We start from the raw sequence: 22243 nt of genomic DNA, 5'->3' as shown, positions 1-22243 counted from the left end.
CAAAAGATTTACCTGCACTACCTCCTGCCGTTTTCTAACCGTCGAACTCACGTTAAATAAAAAGCGCCCCCTTTTGGGGAGCACTTTTTAGTGTGAATTACTTAGCCTATACAGATTTTCTAGGAAAGTGCAAAATTTTAAATCTAGTAAGGTATGTTACCGCCGAGAATACGGCACTACCTTAGATTTGAGATGTCTTAAGGAAATTCATCCTAACACAACAGCAGTTATGATGCCTTTTAGTGCGTCTGCTTCTCTATGAGAGGCTGCACCGAGGGCGAAAGAACCCGCAGGGTAACCGTTGTTCATCCTGCCTCCCCTACAAAACTTGCTCTTTATTAAATCCACATTTCTTAGTTAAGCGTTAAGCGCTTCTTCTTGATTGGTTTCGATAACGCAATCAGAAGTGGCATAGGCAACGCAGGTAAGAACCCATCCCTCGTCAATTTGATCGTTGTCTAAGAAGTTCTGATCATCTTGGTTAACTGTACCTGAAATCAGCTTCCCGGTGCAGGTAGAGCAAGAACCAGCGTTACAGGAATAGGGCAAGTCCAGATGATACTCTTCGTTAGCGATCTCTAGGATGTACTCATCATCAGGGACTTCAATTACTTTTTCGCCATCTGGAGTACGTAATGTTACATTGTAAGTTGCCATGTAAAAAATTCCTAACTCAATATAAACTCCATTTTCGATACTACGGGTTTATGTGCAGCTAGTCTAGAGTGAAATTTAGTTGATCACTCTATATCCTGAAGCGCTGAATGTGAACTGGAAGTAAGAGTAAAAAATCCTGCGATCGCTTCTGCAAATCCTTCAAAGGAACTATAATCCCTAGACACTATAGAAACATTCATACCCAACTTTCGGGCATTAGCAGTTGTATAAGGGCCGAAACATGCAACAACACAATGTTCATAATCGCTTTGCGAGTTGACCATTGTCAAAAAGCTTTCTACTTCTGCGGTGCTACTAAAGGCAATTACATTGATCATTGCTTGACGCATCAGGTTTAATTCCATACTGTAGATACTTTTGTCTAAACCCTGCGTAATATATGCGGGTACACAAGTTACTTCTATGCCCAATTTCTGCAAATCTGTAATTAAATTGGGTACAATATCAGGCTCAGGTAAACCAACAACTTCTGGAGCCGGGATCAGCACTTTTTTCTCGCGAATTTGCGGCAGTTTCCCTAATTCAGCGACAATTCCGGCTGGGCTAGATTCTGTTGGGATTAAATCCACCTTGCCAGAAAAAGATAATAAGCTTTCTGCATCTTTTCCCAAAGCACATAAGTGACATTTTTGCACTACAGATATAGGAATATTCAAATCATTTATGCGGTGAAAAAATGCCGCGATTCCGTTTCGACTTGTGAAGAGAATCCAATCAAATTCGTTTATATGGGCTAAAGCGGCATCTAACTTAGTGTAGTTTGATAAATAGCAGGTTTCGATAGTAGGCATGAAAACAGGTAAACCACCTTTTTTGATGATTTGTTCGGATAACCTATAAGCATAATTTCTCGGTGCTGTTACTAAAATTCTCTTGCCATATAGAGGTAAGTTACTAGATGGAGTCAGCAGGTTGATTTCTCTTGATTGGGTGTGCATTGGTTTGTCTCCCATTTCATTGCTATTCCACCTTAGAACGCAATACACTCGGTGTGCGTAATATTTTGCTCCGCTTGTGATCACCCAGATTTTTGTAAGAGGATGTTTGAAAAGTATTTTTGGTAACATAAAAGCCTCAAAAACCTAACCCCCAACCCCTTCCCTACTAGCGTTGGGGAGTAAGATTTAAAGCCTCTCCCCGAAACGGAGAGAGGTTTGGAGAGGGGTTTTTAGTATACTTTAAGACTTTTTAAACATCCTCTAAGAGTCAAAGTGTCGTGCTGACCGATATCCCGTCCAAAACTTAAATTCTGGGTTAAAAGGACTGGAATTTTCCCTTTCACCAAGGATAGTCATATACATCGCTTCAAATCTGAAAAAGAATCTAGAGACGTAGCACTGCTGCGTCTCTACAAGGGTTCTGGATAACGCATATTTAATTTCTGGAGATGTTTATTCAGGAACGCCAAAAAACTTATATAAATCCTAGCCATTTTTCTAGGATAAATTCTCCCCATTTTTCCGATGCCATCTGTGTTGATAAAACGACACGATATGAATATCTAAAAACGTTCGCGGAAAAATCTTATGTCTTCATTACTGGCTTTGTCCAACAGTTTAGCTGATACCGTAGAACAAGCTGGAAGTGCTGTAGTTGCTGTGAATGGGGGTACACGTGTTTCCCCAAGCGGCATTCACTGGCGTAATGGCATCATTGTTAGTTCTGATGAGTGCCTCCAGCGCTATGACGATATCACCATCACTCTACCGAATGGTAACACTGCACCAGTAACACTCGTCGGTCATGACTCTAGCACCGACATAGCTGTTTTTAAACTAGAAAATGTAGAAATACCTGTGGCAAAAGTTGGCGATGCCAAAGCGCTTAAAGTCGGTCATTTGGTACTAGGACTGGCAAGAGGTAGCGAAGGTGACTTAAGAGCAGCGATGGGTGCAGTCAGCATAGTTAGCGGTGCTTGGCGGAGTATGAATGGCGGGAATATTGACCAATTCATTCGCCCAGACATCACTCTATACTCTGGCTTTGGAGGTGGGCCGCTTGTAGATGCTGCTGGTTTTGTGGTAGGGATGAATACATCGGGGCGGCGTGGTACTGCTCTGACTATCCCCACTGCGACAGTCGATCGCGTGGTTGACCAATTAGTAGCAAAAGGACGTATTTCTAAGGGCTACTTGGGTGTGGGAATGCAACCTGTACGTTTACCAAAGAATCTGAAAACTGCTCTCAATTTAACTTCTGCAACTGGGGTAATTGTTGTCAACGTTGAGGCTGCGGGGCCTGCTGAGAATGCAGGTGTACTGCTTGGCGATGTTTTGGTAACGTTCGATGGCGTAACTGTGGGTGATACAGGTGATGTATTGGCGCTGCTCAATAGTAGCGATCGCATTGGTAAAACTGTCAATGTGCAAGTTGTTCGGGGTGGAGTGTTAATTGAGTTAGCGATCGCAGTTGGTGAACGACCTTTGTAATTCGTAATACTCGCCTCCGGCGAGAAGCAAGCTACGTAATTCCTAATTTTGAAATAGATGGCAAACACAACATTAACTAACATCGCTGCTGAATTGACAGAGGTAGCTGCTAAACTAGGCGATCGCACTGTCAAAGTGAAAAGTGGCTCTTTGGGAGTCGGTTCTGGTGTAATTTGGCAATCTGACGGACTAATTATCACTAATGCCCATGTGGCAACCAGCAACCGCGCAACTGTGGAATTGGCAGATGGCAGGGTATTTGATGCGGTGCGTACACAATTCGATCCACAGCAGGATTTAGCAGCCCTGAAAATTGTCGCCACTGATTTAACTGCTGCAACCATTGGTAATTCAGAGGCGCTACGAGTGGGTGAATTAGTCTTGGCGGTGGGTAATCCCTTTGCTGAAAGTGGTGCTGTGACAACTGGAATTATCTATGCAAATAATCCACAAGCAGTTATAGCCGATTTGCAGTTGTATCCTGGTAATTCTGGGGGGCCACTTGCCGACTGTCTCGGTCGAGTTGTGGGAATTAACACCATGATTGTTAATGGTTTGGCTGTAGCAGTTCCCAGCAACACCGTTGAGCGTTTTTTAGAGGGTAATAGTCGTCCGCAGCTGGGAGTTACACTGCAACCTGTGCTTTTAGGTAGGCGTAGCTTGGGTTTATTAGTGTTGTCGATTTTACCTGGTAGTGCAGCGGAAACTGCTGGTGTGCAAATCGGCGATGTTTTAATTGGAGTTTCGGGGCGATTATTTACTAGCATGAATGACTTAACCAAATATCTTCATGACAGTAAAGGATCTGTGCCGCTACAACTCCTACGCGGTAGACAGCAATTAGTGATTTATGTTGCCGTGCAGTCTGGGAAAACTGCTGTGGAGGCGACATGATCCGAGTGATGGTAGTTGCTACTTCCCCTGTAGTGCGGGCGGGGTTATCAGCTGTGGTAACTACCAATCCTCGGCTGACAGTTGTGGGGAGTGCATCCGATTTGGATGTATTGGCGAGGGAAGTTGGGCAATTACAACCAGATGTGGTGCTGGTAGATTTGAGTAGTAATCTTCAACAATCGGTGTGGGAAAAATTGCTGCTGATTCAAGAACAGCAATACCCATTAGGAATGATCGTCATTGTTGAAGAACTTGACAGCATCGACTTAGAGACGGGGTTACGTTCTGGTATCCGGGGGATATTGCCCAGTACTAGTACAGAGTCAGAAATTGTTGCGGCTGTGGAGGCGATCGCTTTTGGTTTAGTAGTATTCCACCCGGATGCTGTAGAATTACTGTCTATTCGCGAAAAAGTGGTAACAAATCCTGTATAAACCTTGACACCAAGGGAGATAGAGGTTTTAGGAATGCTTGGGTCAGGGTTGGGAAATAAAGCGATCGCTAAACATTTGCATATTTCTGAGCATACCGTCAAATTTCATCTCTCATCCATTTTTCAAAAGCTTAGTGTCTCCAGTCGTACCGAGGCTGTTGCTGTAGGCGTGCGACTCGGTTTGATTATGCTGTGATTTGTGGTTATTTCTGTGTCCCCACGTCCTGGTGTCAGCCCTAATGATAAGTATTCAACCGGACTTGATATGACTCCTGAATTCTTTTTGATAAATCAAATGATGACATACAGCCTCCAATGAGGTCATGGTGTATGTATCACATTTGATTTATCACTTTTATGAACATTTTAATGCTATCTTCCACCTTTCCCTACCCACCAACGCGCGGGGGAACCCAAGTCAGGACATTTAATTTACTTAAATATCTGAGTCAACGCCATACTGTTACCCTCGCGACTCAACGCGATGGCGATGTTACAGATGCAGAAGTAGCAGGATTACGCGATTGTGTGGATCATCTAGCAATTTTTGAACGCCCGCCAGATTCTGGAACCACCGGAATATTGAAGAAAATACAGCGATTTGGGAGATTTTTGCAACAAGGGACACCGCCAAGTGTACTTAATCGCTACTCAGTTGAAATGCAAACATGGATTGATAACTGGGTGGAAGCGGAGAAATGTGATGTGATTACTTGCGAACATAGTGTCAATGAAATTTATGTGCCGCCACATTTTCAGAAACAGCTAAAAACTATAGTTAATGTTCATAGTTCTGTTTACGCTACTTGTCGTAACCAACTAGCAACTGGCATTTCGGAAAATTCACTCAGAGATAAAATTAACTTACCACTTTTGCGTCGTTATGAGCAAAACTATTGTGCAAAATTTTCGGCAATTGTCGCGACAACAGAAGAAGATAAAATTCAACTACAAGAATTTAATCCCAATAGTGAAATTACAGTTATTCCCAATGGCGTAGATTTAGTTTCTTTCCCCAACCGGATCACCGATCCAGGGGGGCAACGCTTAATTTTTATCGGTGCAATGGATAATTTAGCAAACATTGATGCTGTCTGCTTTTTCAGCAACGAAGTTTTACCAGAAATCCAAAAATTATATCCCGATACAACTTTTGATATTGTCGGTTCTCATCCAGTACCAGAAGTTTTAGCACTCGACCAAAAACCAGGAGTTAATGTGATTGGGCGTGTGCCTTCAATGGTAGAATATTTACATCAAGCCACCATCTGCGTTGTACCCATGCGGACTGGGTTTGGCATTAAAAATAAAACTTTAGAGGCAATGGCAGCTGGTGTACCTGTAGTAGCTAGCGATCGCGGCTTAGAAGGATTAGCTGTAGATGTTGCTAGTCAACCATCACGGGCATTACGAGCCAATAAATCAGCAGAGTACGTCACCGCTATTAGTCAACTATTTGATCGGCCACATCTGCGTTCAGAATTGTCTCATAATGGCAGACAATTGGTAGAAACAGAATTCACTTGGGATATTGCTGGTAAAAGCTATGAACAAGTTTGTCTTGGGAGAGAGTAATACTAATTCGTCATTAGCACATACATAAAAATCCTTGGTCTAACAAAGATTCCACCACTAACTCTAGATAAATTCTAATTTTTCTATCTGATATCAAGTCCGGTTAATTACTTATGATTACCGCATCTGTGCAAAAGTCAGGAAAAGCTCTTTGTCTCTGCTCCCTGCCCCCTGCACCCCTGCGGTCTAAATGATAAGTCTTTACCCGAACATGATATTATCGGTGTGGGACAAATATGTGCAGAGACGTTGTATTGCAACGTCTCTACATAGGTCGTGCAAATTATCTTATCTAAATCGGATTGGTTTTTAGTTAGTTTGTGAATAAGCACATCAATTATTCTCAAACCTAGTCGAACAACCTAACACAAGTAATTTCTGATGCTTACGCTTATTCTTATTCTTGAGAGTAGTCAAATAATTATCAACGTAACGAAAAGCAGCTGCGCCGTCGTAATCAGCAATAGCTATAGCTTGCAAGAAAACCTTTGAGGGAATTTCAAACCCTAAAAATTTTTCTGTTAAGATTAATAAATCTTCATCTGTGGCAGGAAAAGTAGTTTCTTCTGCCCCTTCTGAATCAGAAAATATATCATCAATTAATGTTTTATACACTTTGTACCTCCCCAAAAGCATAAGATGCAAAGCCTGTGATAAAGTTTAGCTGCTGATCGCGAGTTTGTAAGTTAACTGGGAGTTCAATACCAGCACATCCTATTTCCCGTAAAATCTCCAAACAATAAGTACTGAGTTGAGTGTATGGAGCTTGCTCCAATTCTTGAGCTACTTCTAGAGCCATCTCCACATTGACTTGGATAACCGTCTTTACAGGGTTGGTCATAAACACGCCCTCATAAACTGGATGCTCTAAGTTTTGATCACAAGCACAAATAGCGTAACGGTGTTTTTGCGGAATTTATGAAGAGAGGAAATTAAAATATCAGCGCATTTGCGGTAATGTATCGGAAGTTATACAAATTAGGCTGAGAGTTCGGCAATTTCAACCTAGGTGCGATCGTTGCCTTAATCCGTATAAATATGTATAAATTATAATAAATCTTACCATAAGATTGGAGAATTTATTTGCAGGAAATCTCTAAATTAAGTCTGTTTAGTAGATTTCCTAGGATATTTTTCTCTATGACCCTCCCCAGGCAGGGTCTAAAAGCAAATTATTTCTTATTGTCTTCACATTAAACACAGGGCGACCACATCTTGTCAAGAAGAAAATCCTATTCTCAACAAAACCGAAATTAATCGCATTAAGCCATCCATCTTGACAGAGGGTTTAGGTATAGATGCTTTGCGGCTGAGAAAATAAATAAAACAAGAAATGTTAATTTTTTATTGGTTTTTAACTTAGTTGTGAACAAGACTACTTTAGATGCGTTTGTGCTGGTGTTTCACCGTTTATTCAGCATTCGACTGAGCGCTCACACCGAAGGAAGTCTAGCAAGAGTTACAAATTCAATTATGAATTCTGGCGACTGGCTTCTTTATTCTTTCTTGTTAAACAAAGGCGTAAGCGCCATCGAGAATTGACACTTACATAAGCGCAAATATGGGCTTGTATCCTCTTAAGTTGATATCAATGTACAGATGTGTGCCCCTATAATATGGTTTATTTACTATCAAATAAAATTAATAAAAGCCTGAAATAACCTATTTTCATTCATGCATATTACGATTAGTTTGTATAGTGTGTAAGTCTTAAATATTATTGCTTTCCAATATTTCCAGTACCAGAACGCCTGCATTTTTGAGGCCCATGAAGAGGTTTAAATAATTTCAGAGAAAAATCCTATTTTTCTCTGACCAGATATATAAAATAGCATTCATTATATTTAAGTATATTTCATCAGAAATTTATAATTCTGATTATTGTAATATGCGAGTATTACAACGATCAAATGAATTTGATCTGCAAAACTATAAAGGTTATATATTATGTCCACTATTGTTGGTACTCCTAACGATGACTTTTTGTTGGGTAGTAGTGATGACGATCAGATTTTTGGTCGTGGAGGCAATGACAATATCTCTGCTGGTCTTGGAAATGACTTAATCGATGGTGGAGATGGCAATGATAAGTTGGCTGGTGATGGGGGTAATGACACATTTAAAGGCAGTCGAGGTGATGACAGTATTGATGGCGGAGATGGCTTTGATACGGCAGACTACGGCAGTTTAGGTAAAAAAATAACCCTGTCAGGTGTAGGGACAATTACCAAAGCTGGCGGTTTGGGAACAGACACAGTTTTTAAAGTAGAAAAGGTGATTGCTGATGTTAGTGTTGCCAACAACACCATAGATGCGTCTCAATCTTTGTCTGGGGTAGCTGCTGTTGCTGACCTAGAAGCTCAAAGTATCTCTGCCCTGAACGTTCCTGGTTTGGGAACATTGACATTTAATGTAGTCAACTTTGACAATGTTATCGGCACAATTAACAATGACAGTCTTAAAGGCGACGGGCAAAACAATCAATTAACTGGTCTTGCTGGTAATGACCTAATTGATGGTAGAGGTGGCAATGACCTGATTGATGGTGGAGAAGGCAATGACACGTTGATAGGTGGTACAGGCGATGACACCTTTAAGGGTGGTCAGGGTAACGACAGCATTAATGGTGGTGATGGCTTTGATACCGCAGACTACAGCAAACTAGGTAAAACCATTACTCTATCAGGCGTCGGGACAGTTACCAAAGCTGGTGGATTGGGGCAAGACCAACTCTTGAAAGTAGAAAAGGTAATTGCTGATGCTAGTGTTGCGAACAACACTATAGATGCGTCTCAATCTTTGTCTGGGGTAGCTGCTGTTGCTGATTTAGAAGCCCAAACTATTTCTGCCCTGAACGTTCCTGGTCTGGGAACATTGACATTTAATGTAGTCAACTTTGACAATGTTATCGGCACAATTAACAATGACAGTCTTAAAGGCGACGGACAAAAGAACCAATTAACTGGTCTTGCTGGTAATGACCTAATTGATGGTCGAGGTGGCAATGACCTGATTGATGGTGGAGATGGTAATGACACGTTGTTAGGTGGTGCAGGCAATGATACCTTTAAGGGTGGTCAGGGTAACGACAGTATTGATGGTGGACTTGGTACAGATACCGCAGACTATGGCAGCTTAGGTAAAACTATTACCCTCTCAGGAGTAGGGACAGTTACTAAAGCTGGTGGATTGGGGCAAGACCAACTCTTGCAAGTAGAAAAGATTATTGCCGATGCTAGTGTTGCTAATAACACCATAGATGCATCTCAATCAGTTGCTGGTGTATCTATCACCGTTAATTTACAAAGCCAAACTTTGACAGCCAATAACGTTCCTGGTCTAGGGACATTGCCATTTACTGTAGTCAACTTTGATGATGTCATCGGCACAAATGCAAATGACAGCATTGCTGGCGACAGCCAAAGTAATAAATTAACAGGTAATGCGGGCAATGACACATTTAAGGGTAGTCGAGGTGATGACAGCATTAATGGTGGAGATGGCTTTGATACGGCAGACTACGGCAGTTTAGGTAAAAAAATAACCCTGTCAGGTGTAGGGACAATTACCAAAGCTGGTGGTTTCGGAACAGATACAGTCTTTAAAGTAGAAAAGGTGATTGCTGATGCTAGCGTTGCCAACAACACTATAGATGCGTCTCAATCTTTGCCTGGGGTAGCTGCCGTTGCTGACCTAGAAGCTCAAACTATCTCTGCCCTGAACGTTCCTGGTTTAGGAACATTGACATTTAATGTAGTCAACTTTGACAATGTTATCGGCACAATTAACAATGACAGTCTTAAAGGCGACGGGCAAAACAATCAATTAACTGGTCTTGCTGGTAATGACCTAATTGATGGTAGAGGTGGCAATGACCTGATTGATGGTGGAGAAGGCAATGACACGTTGATAGGTGGTACAGGCGATGACACCTTTAAGGGTGGTCAGGGTAACGACAGCATTAATGGTGGTGATGGCTTTGATACCGCAGACTACAGCAAACTAGGTAAAGCCATCACCCTATCAGGTGTAGGACAAATTACCAAAGCTGGTGGCTTCGGCACAGACACAGTGTTTAAAGTAGAAACAGTTATTGCTGATGCTAGTGTTGCTAATAACACCATAGATTCCTCCCAATCTGTTGCTGGTGTATCTATCAACGCTAACTTACAGGAACAAACTATCTCTGCCCTTAACGTTCCTAGTCTGGGGACAATAACATTTAATGTACTCAACTTTGATAATCTCATCGGTACAAATGCAGGTGACAGCATTACTGGTGATAGCCAAAATAACCGATTAGAAGGTAGAAATGGTAATGACACTATCTCCGGTGGCTTCGGTAATGACTCCATCACTGGTGGACTAGGTAACGATGTTCTCACAGGTGGCTCTGGTGCAGATAAGTTTATTTTCAACAGCGTTAATGAAGGTCTTGACACTATCAAAGATTACAACTTTGGTCAGAGCGACGTAATCCAAGTTTCTAAAGCAGGGTTTGGTACTACTAGCCTCAACGACTTTTCCTATAATGCCTCTAGCGGTAACTTGTCTTTCAAAGAAACTCAGTTTGCCTTCATTGAAAATCTCTCATCCAATGTGAGTATTCAGTTGGTGTAAAGTTCTACGCATCACATCTCCATGACAAGTTAAAGCTTTTTGCCCTTTGTTGTAGATTTGTGGAAATACTAACTATTAGTTTACCCATTACAGATTGAGAGTAGTACAGACACGAGTAATCATATTTGTACTCCAGGGTAAAAGTGTGTTGCAAAAATAGAATGAGGTTGGCTGGTAAAAGTATGAATTGTGTCAACTCTCACCAGCTAGCCCTCAAAAAGTTTGGTTTTTCAGAACATGATATGCTAAATCAATCCCCTAGAAACCTAAAAATATTGCTGTAGGACAAAAACAGGCGTTATATTTTAAAATTTTGGGTTTTTCTCAGATTTAGACATTATAAGCTTGACTTTAAAGTCAAATTTTGGTGTTTAACTAATAGTTTGCCATCAAAGATACTGAAGACCCAAAATTTTTGCAACACGTTCATTGAACACGGTAGTTGCTTCAACTTTATCGACCTAACACACTATGGCAAACGCATCTAACGTCTAAGAATCCTTTAACAGTAAGGAGCTTGGCGTTTGATAATTTAGGCTATCTTCTAACTAAAAGCCTTTTAGGACAAGGCTTTTATAAATACTGTACGTTTGCTCTAAGTAACTGACTGCTTAATTTTTGATTTTGACTTATTCCATTTTGATGATATTATTCTACAAAATTAAGGAGTGAGCTTTGTGCAATTTACAATCAATCCATTATTCAACAAGTTGTCTGTAAAATATTTAACCGTACTTACAGCTATATTAACGATTCTCCCGTTACCAGTTAAGGCAGCTACGTTTTTAGTAACGGAACGCGCTGGTTTAGGAGGCAACGATCAAGTTAATTGGGAAAGTTTAGGTAAAGTATTCAATCCTTCTGCTCCTGACTTTTCTGTTTTCTTACCTAACTCTTTCTCAACAACATCCCAAAGTGGTTTAGGATTAGATATCAATATAGCTCCAACTAATAATCCTCGGGTTACTCCACCGTTTGTTTTTCAAACTTTACCTTCCCCTGGCATTCGGAGTAACTTCGCTTCAGGTGATTTTATTCTCTTTGGAGGTATAGATCCAACAGGTTTTATCCCTCTTCCTCCTGGTACTCCTGATCCTGGTACTAAGGGGAATGGTGAACCTTTAACAATTAGTTTTGCCCAGCCTGTTTTTGGTGCTGGGGCTCAGATAGCTATAGACAGTAGTAAATTGAAAATTGAAACTTTTCTCAACGCTTTTGATAGCACCAATAACCTGCTGGCTAGTTTCTCAGTTCCAAATATTTCGTCCTTAGCATTAGATAATTCGGCAGTGTTCTTGGGGGTTCGTAGTGACACTCCAAACATCTCACGACTAGTTTTTAGTAGTTCTGCTCCCCAATTTGGCTTGGCCATAAATCAGGTAAGCATTCTTGCAGTTCCCGAACCAACTTATACCTTGGCGATATTAGCTGTTGGTATTTCAGGTGCTGTTTTGAAACTACGCCAACGCACTTGGCAAAATAATTCATAATTCATAATTCGTAATTAAAAAGTATACAGCGGCCCACAGAAAAATTTCTGATTGGGTGGTCTGCAAGATGCTCTTTACAAGAAGCTGCGCGTAGCTTGCTTTCCCATAGAGGGACGCAGACTCCCTTTCTCGTGTCGCTATCAGTGATAAGTCCAGAGCTAAGGAAATTTCGGAATAAGAAATTAGCAGGACAGTTAGAACAGTCATTTTCCCAGTATGGAATCAGAACTGACTCAATCTATCTATTAGGTAATTTATTTTCCGGAAATCGCTTAACACTGATTGTAATTACGAATTACGTTAGCGCAGCAGTAACGAGTCCGCGTACTCTTACAGAGAAGCAAGCTATGCTTTTAGCGTCATTGAATAAACAACTTGATGTTTTGAACATACTCAAACTTCTGTCAGACGTAAGTTCCACAGAATTCTTATCTTTAGCCAAATTAAAGTCAATGTCATACAAAGAATTAGAACACATCATAGAGACTAAGATACAAAAAGCTATACGGAAGCACGAGATCGTAGTTGCTTTTATTAGTAGTATTATCGGCTTGCTTTTTATAATGGGTTTGTTCCACGCTATTTTGCTTAACCACACTCAAATTCAATCATTTTGCTTGAACTGATTACTGGTTGCATTCAATGGGCTTTTATTATTAAGCCTTGCCTAATGTCTATAAAACTAATCCAAGTTATACCAATTCTCTAAGAAGCTGCATAAAATCACGCTTGGTCAGACTTGAGGCTTAAGCCCCTTGTGCTATGCAACCTCACAGGTAATTGGTATTACACATGTTTTTTCTAAAAGTGAATTGCACTATGGAAAGTAAAAAGAATAGCAGGGCTATATTCGTCTTATTTTTGACTGTATTTATAGATTTGCTTGGTTTTGGAATTATCCTGCCGATACTGCCGTTGTATGCTGAACAATTCGGCGCAAAACCTAACGAAGCAACTCTGCTGATAGCTATTTATTCTTTAATGCAGTTCTTATTTGCACCATTATGGGGCAGATTTAGCGATCGCTACGGTCGCCGTCCGATTTTATTACTGACTTTATTCGGTTCGGTAATTGCATACGCAGGCTTAGGCTTTGCTAACTCATTATGGATTTTGTTTATTGCTCGTAGTCTTGCTGGGATTATGGCAGGGAATATTGCTACTGCTCAGGCATACATCGCAGATATTACCACGCCAATTAATCGAGCTCGTGGCATGGGTGTAATCGGGGCAGCTTTTGGTCTTGGGTTTATTCTTGGCCCAGCTTTTGGAGGTCTTTTAATCGGGTCAGATCCGAACAACGCTAACTTTCATCTACCCTCGTTGTTTGCAGGCGGATTATCTTTATTGGCATTCGTTTGTGCTTTGATATTACTTCCAGAATCCCTAAATTCTGAAACTAAAGCCAAAATTCAAGTTCATCGCCACCGTCAGCGACGGCTGAACTTGCTACAACTATCACAGCGTCCACAGTTTTGTGTGCTTGTTGGTATCTACTTTTTAGTCACCTTTGCTGTTGCAGCTATGGACTCTACATTAGCTTTATGGTCTAAGCAGCAATTAAACTGGGGCCCTCAACAAACTAGTTATCTTTTTGCCTTCATGGGGATTGTCAGCACAATCATTCAAGGAGGACTAATCGGATTCCTCAAGAAACAATTGGGTGAAATCAAGTTACTTAACTTGGGGATATTAGGGTTAGGTTTAGGATTACTGTTAATTGGATTCTCACAAAGCTTAATTTTATTGTTGGTTGCCTCCACGCTTATGGCATGGGGAATTAGTGTTAGCCAACCGATATTAAACAGCCTGATTTCCCAGATGACAGCCCCAGAAGAACAAGGACAAATATTAGGAATTGCCAGTTCTTGCTCTGCTTTAGCACGCATCGGTGGGCCAACATGGGCAGGGGTTAGTTTTATGAATTTTGGGATTTCTGCTCCTTTTTTGAGTGGATTTTTAGCAATGCTAGTAGCTTTGACTCTTAGTTTGCGAGTGACTCAAAGTGCATCTGAATCAAAAACAGAACGTGTAGCTTGAAAATCTAGGTCTTAATTAAGAATTACGAATTAATATGACAGGTCGCCGAGTATTATTTTTAGGCATCTTTATCAGCATCCTCCTCACCTACGCAATTTGGATCGGTGGGAGCATTCCTGCAAGCATCATTAAACTTCCTGACCAAGGATTAAACTGGTACTATTGGAAGCTTCCCCAACCAACCTTTTGGAGTCGAGCGACGGCTTGGGGTATGTATCTTGGGCATCAGTTTAGCATTTGGGCGTGTATCTTGTGGGCGCAGCGATCGCAGTTGAAATACAAATCAGCATTGCACCCGATAAATTACCTTATGCTTGCCATTAATGGTGTATTCATTGCTTTACACTTTCTCCAAACCTATATTTGGTACGATGCTCTAGCTCAAGATACTTCAATTTGGGCTTCTCAAGGTGCAGTTGTCCTCCTACTGGTCTTCGTACTAATTTTAGAAACGCCTCGACGTGGTTTGTTTTTTGGTAATTCTGTGCCATTCCATCAACAGTTTTTGCAAATTATCAAACTGTACCACGGCTATTTTTTCTCCTTCGCCGCTATCTACACCTTTTGGTATCATCCAATGGAAGCGACCTTGGGGCACTTAATTGGTTTTCTCTATATGTTCTTGCTTCTGCTGCAATCGTCGTTAATCTTTAACCGCACCCATGTAAACCGTTGGTGGACGTTTTCTTTGGAAATTACGGTGGTTTTACATAGTGTGATTGTGTCGTTGATGCTAGGACAAAGCAAGTGGCCAACATTTCTCTTTGGTTTTCTTGGCATTCTCGTGCTTACTCAGCTTCACGGTTTACCTGTGGGTATATCGACTAAACGTACTATCTACGGAGCCTTTTTAGTGAGTGTACTGGCTGTTTATGCACTGACTGAACGCGGCTTGGGGAGAATTTACGAAGTAACCTATATTCCTCTAATTGAGTTTGGGCTGGTTGGCGTAATTTACTTAATCTTCCTGCTCATCTTATGGACAATTTCTCGTTTACCTGTAAAGACCTAATATAATGTTAGCGTTGTAACTAGTTTAACTCCAGTAAGCTGAATTGTAAAATTAGAATAAAATAATAACTTATCTGAGTTATTATAGATAAATTTTACAGAATTGAAATATTGTTTAAGTGTCCATAATTATGTCCTTTATTATCACGTTGTATAGGATAAGAAGCATTCTGTTTTGAAAGAATTGATTCTGCCCAATTATTAAGACTTCTATCGGAAATCCAATGTTCAAACTCATGTAGAGAATACACAATTGGCGGTATATTCAACCCCATACGAGAGCAATAGTCAGTTTGCTTTACTATCTCCTCAAATACTGTAGATGCAGCAATACTGTCATAAAAAGTCAAAACAAGAGGAATCACTGGCTTATCGTAAAGATTTAAAGCTTCTACTGTGTTGCAAATTTGCTCGAATGCAGAATGAATTCGACACCAAACATCAGCAAGTTTATCAGCATGAAAATAGGCGCTTGTATCGGCAGACATAATACTACTTTTGCATTCTAATACGATATATGAACTTGAAGTTTCAATGAGAAAATCAGCACGCTTATCTTTGCTAGAGGTAGAATTTTTGACTTCGGGAATTCTCTTAAAAGAATTAGGAATAATAAAAGGAAGAAGTGTATTTTCAAGATAATCCTCGAATGAGCGACTTAATAATCCTTCTAACTTTTTTCTAGTACTATCCTCGAAAACAAGTCCTCTAATCTGATTCCAACAAGATTCAGAAAAAGAGAAGGGATCTGGCAAACAGAATCTTTCATTATTCAATTTAATAAAAGGAACTTCTAGAAAATAATTGTAAAATAGAGGCTGATAATAATCAGGAACACTATTAAGTGTTTGATTGATTTTATTCCGAAAGGAATTATCGGCTTGCGAGGAAAAAAGCTCACTATTTTGCTTAACAAATATTTTTATATTTTCTGGGTTAATACCTTGTTTTTGAACTTTATCATCTATATCGAGAAATTGAGAAAAATCCCAAAATCCTTTTCCATTATAAAAATTGCCAAACACCATTAAGCAACCTATAATTTGTTTGAAATAATTTATTTGACTTAGCTTTGTGCGCTCTAAAAAATCATCTAAAAATTTTTGATCGGAATGTTTATCCAGTAGCTCAATCATTTTTATAGTTCGATATATGCGAGCAACTGGGTATCCAAAACCTGCATTTTGAAAAGCTACTAGCCTTTGTAAAAATAAACCAGCTACATGAGTGTGAATTACTTCTAAATCCAAAATATTACTCAATTTTAACGACCAATTACGTGTTATCTTCTCATGTTCAATTTCCCACTTTTGGATAGAAGTTAATAGGGCTTCTGCTTCTTTATCAAGAATACGTTTGTCTGAAATAGTATGTTGTTCCCAATTGTGGTAAGCATTAATTAAGCTGTCAAACGCCTCAACACTAATATCCCCACGCCGATAGGGATTACCTCCACTAGCTAGTAACATAAGTCGGACAGCATAGTTACGTTCAGTATTGCTATGCAACCAATCTAAAGGATCGGAGTATTTTTTCGGTTCCCAGTTTTGCCAGCATTTCTTAGCTCCAATTTCTATAACGGATGTTGAGTTGTAGCGGCGAATAAACTCACGTAGCTCAGAAAAACTTTTAAAATCCATTTGTAGTTAAAGAGCAGCAAACTAAGATGGAACGTAGCAACATTTGTATATGTTACCATATCGCCATTAACTAAACATTAGATATCTTCATAAATTAATTATGCTTTACTCAAAATTATTGATGAGCAAAATTCATGAATTGTGCCTACGTTATTTTCGGATATTTATATTAAAAAACTCACAATTCTACTCACCACTACTAATATTTTTTTGCTGTTGATAACGCTGTTTAAACTGCTGTTGTTGTATTTTATGATCCACAATTGGATCAGGATAACCAACAGCATGACGTTCTAAAGGTGGAATTTTCCCAGTAACTAAATATTCTGTATCTACAGACCGCAATTCTGATACCCATTGCCGAATATATTCACCATCTGGATCAAATTTTTGTGTTTGACTAGCTGGGTTGAAAATTCGCACAGGTTTGGGATCCATACCGCTAGAAGCACTCCATTGCCAACCGCCATTATTGGCAGATAAATCACCATCAATTAGGTGCTGCATAAAGTATTTTTCTCCCAATTGGGGATTAATTAGCAAGTCTTTGGTGAGAAAACTGGCGACAATCATCCGACAGCGGTTGTGCATCCAGCCGCTTTCATTTAACTGGCGCATTGCTGCATCCACAATGGGGTAGCCTGTTCTTCCTTCACACCAAGCTTGGAATTGTTCTTCGTTAGTTTCCCAGGGAAAGTTCTTAAAGGTATCGCGGAAAGCACCATCAGCTAATTCGGGGAAGTTATACATTGCATGTTGATAAAACTCCCGCCAAGCTAATTCCTGTTGCCATGTGCGGATATTAACTGCTGTTTCCTCACTGCGGCTATTTTCTAATGCTTCTATAGTGGCTTGCCAAACGGTGCGAATGCCAATTACGCCAAATTTTAAAGCTGCACTCAGTTGTGATGTACCGTCCACTGCGGGGAAATTTCGCTGTTCTTGGTATTCAGTAATAGCTCTATTAGTAAATTCTTCTAATCGTTCTTGCGCCGCTGCCTCTCCCGGTGAAATAATCAATTGTTCATCCCAAATGAATCCTAAATCTTTTGCTGAAGGTAATGCCATCGCTCCTGCAAGTTTGGCAATTTCCTGTTCAGCTTCTGTTAACCCTTCAATATTTTGCAGTGTTTCTACTGGTTGAGCCTTCGGTTTGATAATCCAATTTTTCCAGAAGGGGGTGTAAACCGTGTAAGGGCTGTTACCACCAGTGCGGATCTCATCTGGGGAGTTGAGGATTTGATCCCAGTTTTGGTTAAGAAATTGAATACCTTTTTCTTTGAGGGCATTTACGATTGTGCGATCGCGTTCTTGTGAATAAGGTTCTACATCCCAATTCCAAAAAACAGCTTTGGCATTTATTGCCTCTGCTAAAGCTGGTATAGCTTGTACAGGATCAGCGTGGAGTATTAATAACTGGCTGCCAACTTGAGCATATCGCTCTTGGAGTTTCTGCAAACAGCCAATCATATAAGTTACTCTCACAGGAGCAACATCATCCCGTTCTAGAATATGCGGATCAAGGCAAAACACACCCACCACCTTCGGACTCTGCTGTTTTGCCGCAGCCAGTCCCGTATTGTCAGAAATGCGTAAATCACGCCGATGCCAAAACAGAATTAAGTCAGACATTCTATGCTGGATATAGTTCACCCGTACTAGCTTAGATGCTAGTGGTACCAATGAGCATCATTCTGGCGATAAATTTATTCAGTGAGTGGGGATTGGGGAACTTGGGGCCCCCTCTGGGAATAAAGGGCAATGGGGATTTTTCAAGGGTAGGTGTTTAAAATATCAGGCAGTAGAGTGGGTGATTTGAGAGAGATTCAGTTGTGGAGTGAAGTTAGGCTAATGCGCGTAAGTCCTGAGTAAATTATAAATCATTATGTTAAGTCAATTATTGACTATGAAAAAAGCTATCAATGAGCGTGGGGAGACTTATGGGCTAATAGCGATCGCCTTTGCTATCGTGATAGTACTGGAATATTTGACACCCCCTGAGTACGTATTTGGCTACCTCTACACAGGGACGATTTTGTTAGCAGATTCTCGATTGAATCGGAGAGCAGTTTTAGGGATCACTCTTGCAGCTACAGGATTAACATTGTTGAATTTGTTTGTTCCCGGAGGAGAAATAATTAATCTCCCAACGCTGGCAAATAGGTTGATTGCAGTGTTGGCGTTGATGGTAACGGGTTGGTTAAGCGATCGCAACCACCGCAATGAAGAAGCGATCGCTTATACGCAAGCACAATTACGTTCGCAAGAACAACTAGCTACCATGCGTGAAGATTTTGTTTCTACCCTAACGCATGATTTGAAAACACCTCTATTAGGTGCAATTGAAACGCTGAAATATTTTCAAAATGAGCAATTTGGTGAAATTACGCCAATGCAAGCAAAAGTCTTACAAACAATGGCTCGTAGTCATCGGAGTACACTGCAATTAGTTCAAACTCTTTTAGATGTGTACCGCAATGATGCCGAAGGGCTGAAACTACAGATATCACCTGTTAACTTGGTGACAGTTGCAGAGGAGATCATAGCTACCCTGACTGAACTAGCGAGAACACGTCAGGTTTATATTTCTTTGCACTATGGCGAATCAGATTTTCGTAGTTTTCTGTGGGTAAATGGTGATTCTTTGCAACTTGGGCGAGTGTTCACCAATCTCCTGAGTAATGGCATTAACCATACCCCTCGTGGCGGTAAAGTGGAAGTAGTCTTTGAAGGTTATTCTAGCGATCAAGTGGTAAAAATACTCGATACTGGTTCTGGCATTACTGAAAAAGAGTTACCCCACTTATTTGAGAGATTTTATCAAGGAAATAGCGATCGCCACGTCTCAGGATCTGGACTAGGGCTTTATTTAACCAGGCAAATTATTACTGCTCATGGGGGTACAATTTGGGCAGAGAATCGCTCACCACGGGGCGCACTGTTTGGTTTTCGACTCCCTGCTTGTCCACCGCCAGGGAGATGAGGAGAGCAGGGGAAGCAGGGGAGGCAGGGGAAGCAGGGGAAGAAGAATTAATAACCAATCCCCAATCCCTAATCCTTAATTTCTAATCCCTAATCCCCAATCCCCAGTTCCCAATCCCTAGTCCCCAGTCCCCAGTCCCTAATGCCCAATTACTAATGACAAAAATCTTACTCGTTGAAGATGATGAATTGTTTCGGCTTGGTCTGCGGATGCGGTTACAGCAAGAAACTAGTTTGGAGATTGTCGCAGAAGCGGAAGATGGAGAACAAGCTCTAGAATTAGCAAATCGCTATCCTCTAGATTTGGTCTTGCTGGATATAGGTTTACCGGGAATTGGCGGGATTGAGGCTTGTCGCCAAATCAAGCAGAAACACCCAAATTTACCAATTCTCGTTTTAACGTCTCGTTCTGAAAAACCCCTGATTTCGCGGTTAATTGCTGCCGGGGCACAAGGTTACTGTCTGAAAGGTATTCCTGCTGAGTCTCTGATATTGGCGGTGCGATCGGTTGCAGCAGGCGCTTCTTGGTGGGATCAAACGGCAACAACAGAAATTAGAGCCGCTTTTGAGGGCAATTCTATGGCGGTGCAGCCCGCAAAAACTGACGAAACCTTAGAAAATCCTTTAACTAAGCGAGAGCAAGAAATTTTGGCACTGGTAGCAGCTGGCAAAAGCAATCAAGAAATTGCTGAAATACTCTACATTGCCCCTGGTACAGTCCGGGTTCATGTCCATGCTATTTTACAGAAACTAGAAGTACGCGATCGCACTCAAGCTGCAGTATTAGCTATCCAAAAAGGATTGGTAGCACCAGAATTATTGATTAATTAGATTTATTGGGAATTGGGGACTGGGAACTGGGAAGGAAAGAGGTAATTTCATTCTTCCCCTTGCCCCTTGCTTCCTGCCCCTCTGCCTCTTGTGCCCAGCCCCTAATCCCCAATCCCCAGTCCCTTTTAAGATTTTGAAACCTGTAATAAAATATCAGGTTGATCTATGGGAATTTCAATCACAAACTCTGCTCCTTTGCCAACAGATGAGGTACAGCTAATATTTCCTCGGTGTTTTTGCACGATAATCTGATAACTAATGGATAATCCTAGCCCACTACCTTTGCCCACAGGTTTTGTTGTAAAAAATGGGTCAAATAAACGCGATCGCAACGACTCTTCAATACCAAAACCATTATCAGCGATCGCAATTTTGACCATATTTAAGTCTGTTACCTCTGTGTGAATCCGAATTTGGGGAGTGGAGAGTAGGGAGTAGGGAATACAAGATTGATTTTCTACTCTCAATTCCCCTTTATCCCCAGAGGGGGCCCCGAATTCTCCATTCCCCACTCCCTCTTCTATTGCATCAATAGCATTATTCAACAGATGCATAAATACTTGATTTAGTTCACTCGCATAACAAGTTACTAGGGGCAAGTTACCATAATCTTTCACTACAATAATTGCCGGACGCTCGGTTGCTTCCCTGAGCCGATGTTGTAACATCACCAAAGTATTTTCGATGTCTTCATGGATATTTACCCGCTTCATCTCTGCTTCATCATGCCGAGAAAAGTGTTGTAGCGCCAGTACAATTTCCCGAATGCGATCGGAGCCTCTATACATTGCACCTATGAGATTTTGCAGATCCTTAATCATAAAATTTAGGTCTACATCTTTGGCTACTTGCTGAATTTTTGGTGTGGGTTTGGGATATTCCTGTTGATAGACCTCAATCATATTCACTAGGTCTTCTACATATTGACCAGCATATTGGAGATTCCCATAAATAAAACTGATCGGGTTATTAATCTCATGAGCCAGCCCAGCTACTAACTGTCCTAGCGCCACCATCTTTTCGTTCTGAATTTGTTTAACTTGAGAAGTTTTCAAGTTGTCAAGAGCCTGTTGGAGTAGAAAGTTTTTTTCTTGCAGTTTAACTTGCAGCAAACGTAAATTAATCTGATTTTCAATTCGCAACACCACCTCTGCACCATGAAAAGGTTTGGCAATATAATCTACACCACCAACATCAAAGGCTTTTACCTTATCTACAACATCATCGAGGGCGCTAATAAAAATTACTGGGACTTCACAAGTTTTATCGTCAGCTTTCAGTTGTTGACAAACTTCATAGCCATCCATACCTGGCATATTAATATCCAGCAAAATCACATCGGGCAAAACCATTTGACACGCAGTCAGTGCCATTTTACCGTTTAAGGCTTTGCGAACTTCAAAACCTTGTGCAGTCAACATCGCCGATAAAAGCCGCAAATTATCTGGAGTATCATCGACCACCAAAATATTTCTTTTCTGATGGTTAGTTTGATTAAAATGCATTATTGATCAAAAGTTATGCGTATAATTATTGAGGATAGTAAATCCTTCTTTGAAATCACCCTGAAATTTGTTGATCGATTTCACCGAAATGCTTATATTTATAGTTTAACTCTCA

18 protein-coding genes are annotated in these 22243 nt (G+C 40.7%); 11 read left to right on the top strand and 7 right to left on the bottom strand.

Going from position 1 to position 22243, the window contains the following annotated elements; translation table 11 throughout:
• Positions 1-357 precede the first annotated feature (357 nt).
• Both HWQ44_RS25320 and HWQ44_RS25315 read right to left on the bottom strand, forming a co-directional pair.
• Complete coding sequence (locus HWQ44_RS25320) at positions 358-657, bottom strand: 2Fe-2S iron-sulfur cluster-binding protein (RefSeq protein ID WP_292724479.1); 300 nt, start codon at positions 655-657, stop codon at positions 358-360.
• A gap of 83 nt (positions 658-740) precedes the next feature.
• Positions 741-1616 carry a uroporphyrinogen-III synthase gene (locus HWQ44_RS25315; protein WP_292724477.1) on the bottom strand — a complete coding sequence of 292 codons (876 nt, stop codon included), beginning with the start codon at positions 1614-1616 and terminating at the stop codon, positions 741-743.
• 588 nt (positions 1617-2204) lie between these two features.
• Between HWQ44_RS25315 and HWQ44_RS25310 the strand changes: the two genes are divergently transcribed.
• From HWQ44_RS25310 to HWQ44_RS25295, 5 genes are all read left to right on the top strand, one after another.
• Positions 2205-3107: a trypsin-like peptidase domain-containing protein gene (locus HWQ44_RS25310; protein ID WP_292724475.1), complete on the top strand. Its 903-nt coding sequence runs from the start codon at positions 2205-2207 to the stop codon at positions 3105-3107.
• A gap of 57 nt (positions 3108-3164) precedes the next feature.
• Positions 3165-4001 carry a trypsin-like peptidase domain-containing protein gene (locus HWQ44_RS25305; RefSeq protein WP_292724474.1) on the top strand — a complete coding sequence of 279 codons (837 nt, stop codon included), beginning with the start codon at positions 3165-3167 and terminating at the stop codon, positions 3999-4001.
• Positions 3998-4435 carry a hypothetical protein gene (locus HWQ44_RS25300; protein WP_366931401.1) on the top strand — a complete coding sequence of 146 codons (438 nt, stop codon included), beginning with the start codon at positions 3998-4000 and terminating at the stop codon, positions 4433-4435. Before HWQ44_RS25305 ends, HWQ44_RS25300 begins: the two co-directional genes overlap by 4 nt.
• A gap of 3 nt (positions 4436-4438) precedes the next feature.
• Positions 4439-4630 carry a response regulator transcription factor gene (locus tag HWQ44_RS33650; protein ID WP_366931400.1) on the top strand — a complete coding sequence of 64 codons (192 nt, stop codon included), beginning with the start codon at positions 4439-4441 and terminating at the stop codon, positions 4628-4630.
• A 161-nt stretch (positions 4631-4791) separates the two neighbouring features.
• Positions 4792-6009 carry a glycosyltransferase family 4 protein gene (locus HWQ44_RS25295; protein ID WP_292724472.1) on the top strand — a complete coding sequence of 406 codons (1218 nt, stop codon included), beginning with the start codon at positions 4792-4794 and terminating at the stop codon, positions 6007-6009.
• Positions 6010-6342: 333 nt separating this feature from the next.
• Here the strand turns inward: HWQ44_RS25295 and HWQ44_RS25290 are convergent, their stop codons facing one another.
• A complete protein-coding gene (locus HWQ44_RS25290; protein ID WP_292724471.1) occupies positions 6343-6624 on the bottom strand; it encodes a hypothetical protein in 282 nt (93 codons plus the stop codon).
• Entirely contained in the window at positions 6617-6850 is a 234-nt protein-coding gene (locus HWQ44_RS25285; RefSeq protein ID WP_292724469.1) for a hypothetical protein, read from the bottom strand. Before HWQ44_RS25285 ends, HWQ44_RS25290 begins: the two co-directional genes overlap by 8 nt.
• Positions 6851-7956: 1106 nt before the next feature.
• Between HWQ44_RS25285 and HWQ44_RS25280 the strand changes: the two genes are divergently transcribed.
• The 4 genes from HWQ44_RS25280 (at position 7957) to HWQ44_RS25265 (ending at position 15171) form a co-directional block, all read left to right on the top strand.
• Entirely contained in the window at positions 7957-10629 is a 2673-nt protein-coding gene (locus tag HWQ44_RS25280) for a calcium-binding protein (RefSeq protein WP_292724468.1), read from the top strand.
• A gap of 677 nt (positions 10630-11306) precedes the next feature.
• Positions 11307-12119, top strand: coding sequence for a hypothetical protein (locus HWQ44_RS25275; protein ID WP_292724466.1), 813 nt, complete (start codon positions 11307-11309; stop codon positions 12117-12119).
• Positions 12120-12938: 819 nt separating this feature from the next.
• Positions 12939-14159 carry an MFS transporter gene (locus HWQ44_RS25270; protein ID WP_292724465.1) on the top strand — a complete coding sequence of 407 codons (1221 nt, stop codon included), beginning with the start codon at positions 12939-12941 and terminating at the stop codon, positions 14157-14159.
• A 34-nt stretch (positions 14160-14193) separates the two neighbouring features.
• Positions 14194-15171 carry a hypothetical protein gene (locus HWQ44_RS25265; RefSeq protein WP_292724464.1) on the top strand — a complete coding sequence of 326 codons (978 nt, stop codon included), beginning with the start codon at positions 14194-14196 and terminating at the stop codon, positions 15169-15171.
• A 94-nt stretch (positions 15172-15265) separates the two neighbouring features.
• On the opposite strand, the gene HWQ44_RS25260 is transcribed toward HWQ44_RS25265, so the two are convergent.
• The gene (locus HWQ44_RS25260) at positions 15266-16810 is read right to left on the bottom strand and encodes a hypothetical protein (protein WP_292724463.1); all 1545 of its coding nucleotides are present in this window, start codon (positions 16808-16810) and stop codon (positions 15266-15268) included.
• Positions 16811-16996: 186 nt separating this feature from the next.
• Entirely contained in the window at positions 16997-18442 is a 1446-nt protein-coding gene (locus HWQ44_RS25255; protein WP_292724462.1) for a deoxyribodipyrimidine photo-lyase, 8-HDF type, read from the bottom strand.
• A gap of 253 nt (positions 18443-18695) precedes the next feature.
• Here HWQ44_RS25255 and HWQ44_RS25250 point away from each other — a divergent pair, with 253 nt between their 5' ends.
• Positions 18696-19793: a HAMP domain-containing sensor histidine kinase gene (locus HWQ44_RS25250; RefSeq protein WP_292724460.1), complete on the top strand. Its 1098-nt coding sequence runs from the start codon at positions 18696-18698 to the stop codon at positions 19791-19793.
• Between the two features lie 155 nt (positions 19794-19948).
• Positions 19949-20623, top strand: a complete 675-nt coding sequence (locus tag HWQ44_RS25245) for a response regulator transcription factor (protein ID WP_292724458.1) — start codon at positions 19949-19951, stop codon at positions 20621-20623.
• A gap of 125 nt (positions 20624-20748) precedes the next feature.
• Here the strand turns inward: HWQ44_RS25245 and HWQ44_RS25240 are convergent, their stop codons facing one another.
• Positions 20749-22128, bottom strand: a complete 1380-nt coding sequence (locus tag HWQ44_RS25240) for a response regulator (protein WP_292724457.1) — start codon at positions 22126-22128, stop codon at positions 20749-20751.
• Positions 22129-22243 lie beyond the last annotated feature (115 nt).

Source organism: Nostoc sp. JL34, from assembly GCF_017114945.1.
GTDB lineage: Bacteria > Cyanobacteriota > Cyanobacteriia > Cyanobacteriales > Nostocaceae > Nostoc.
The sequence above is the reverse complement of the archived record's forward strand: the minus strand, read 5'-3'. Positions and strand labels throughout refer to the sequence as shown.

Coding starts and splice junctions, on each gene's coding strand:
- HWQ44_RS25320 (WP_292724479.1), bottom strand. CDS start 657: ATGGCAACTTACAATGTAACATTACGTACTCCAGATGGCGAAAAAGTA.
- HWQ44_RS25315 (WP_292724477.1), bottom strand. CDS start 1,616: ATGCACACCCAATCAAGAGAAATCAACCTGCTGACTCCATCTAGTAAC.
- HWQ44_RS25310 (WP_292724475.1), top strand. CDS start 2,205: ATGTCTTCATTACTGGCTTTGTCCAACAGTTTAGCTGATACCGTAGAA.
- HWQ44_RS25305 (WP_292724474.1), top strand. CDS start 3,165: ATGGCAAACACAACATTAACTAACATCGCTGCTGAATTGACAGAGGTA.
- HWQ44_RS25300 (WP_366931401.1), top strand. CDS start 3,998: ATGATCCGAGTGATGGTAGTTGCTACTTCCCCTGTAGTGCGGGCGGGG.
- HWQ44_RS25295 (WP_292724472.1), top strand. CDS start 4,792: ATGAACATTTTAATGCTATCTTCCACCTTTCCCTACCCACCAACGCGC.
- HWQ44_RS25285 (WP_292724469.1), bottom strand. CDS start 6,850: ATGACCAACCCTGTAAAGACGGTTATCCAAGTCAATGTGGAGATGGCT.
- HWQ44_RS25280 (WP_292724468.1), top strand. CDS start 7,957: ATGTCCACTATTGTTGGTACTCCTAACGATGACTTTTTGTTGGGTAGT.
- HWQ44_RS25270 (WP_292724465.1), top strand. CDS start 12,939: ATGGAAAGTAAAAAGAATAGCAGGGCTATATTCGTCTTATTTTTGACT.
- HWQ44_RS25265 (WP_292724464.1), top strand. CDS start 14,194: ATGACAGGTCGCCGAGTATTATTTTTAGGCATCTTTATCAGCATCCTC.
- HWQ44_RS25260 (WP_292724463.1), bottom strand. CDS start 16,810: ATGGATTTTAAAAGTTTTTCTGAGCTACGTGAGTTTATTCGCCGCTAC.
- HWQ44_RS25255 (WP_292724462.1), bottom strand. CDS start 18,442: ATGTCTGACTTAATTCTGTTTTGGCATCGGCGTGATTTACGCATTTCT.
- HWQ44_RS25250 (WP_292724460.1), top strand. CDS start 18,696: ATGTTAAGTCAATTATTGACTATGAAAAAAGCTATCAATGAGCGTGGG.
- HWQ44_RS25245 (WP_292724458.1), top strand. CDS start 19,949: ATGACAAAAATCTTACTCGTTGAAGATGATGAATTGTTTCGGCTTGGT.
- HWQ44_RS25240 (WP_292724457.1), bottom strand. CDS start 22,128: ATGCATTTTAATCAAACTAACCATCAGAAAAGAAATATTTTGGTGGTC.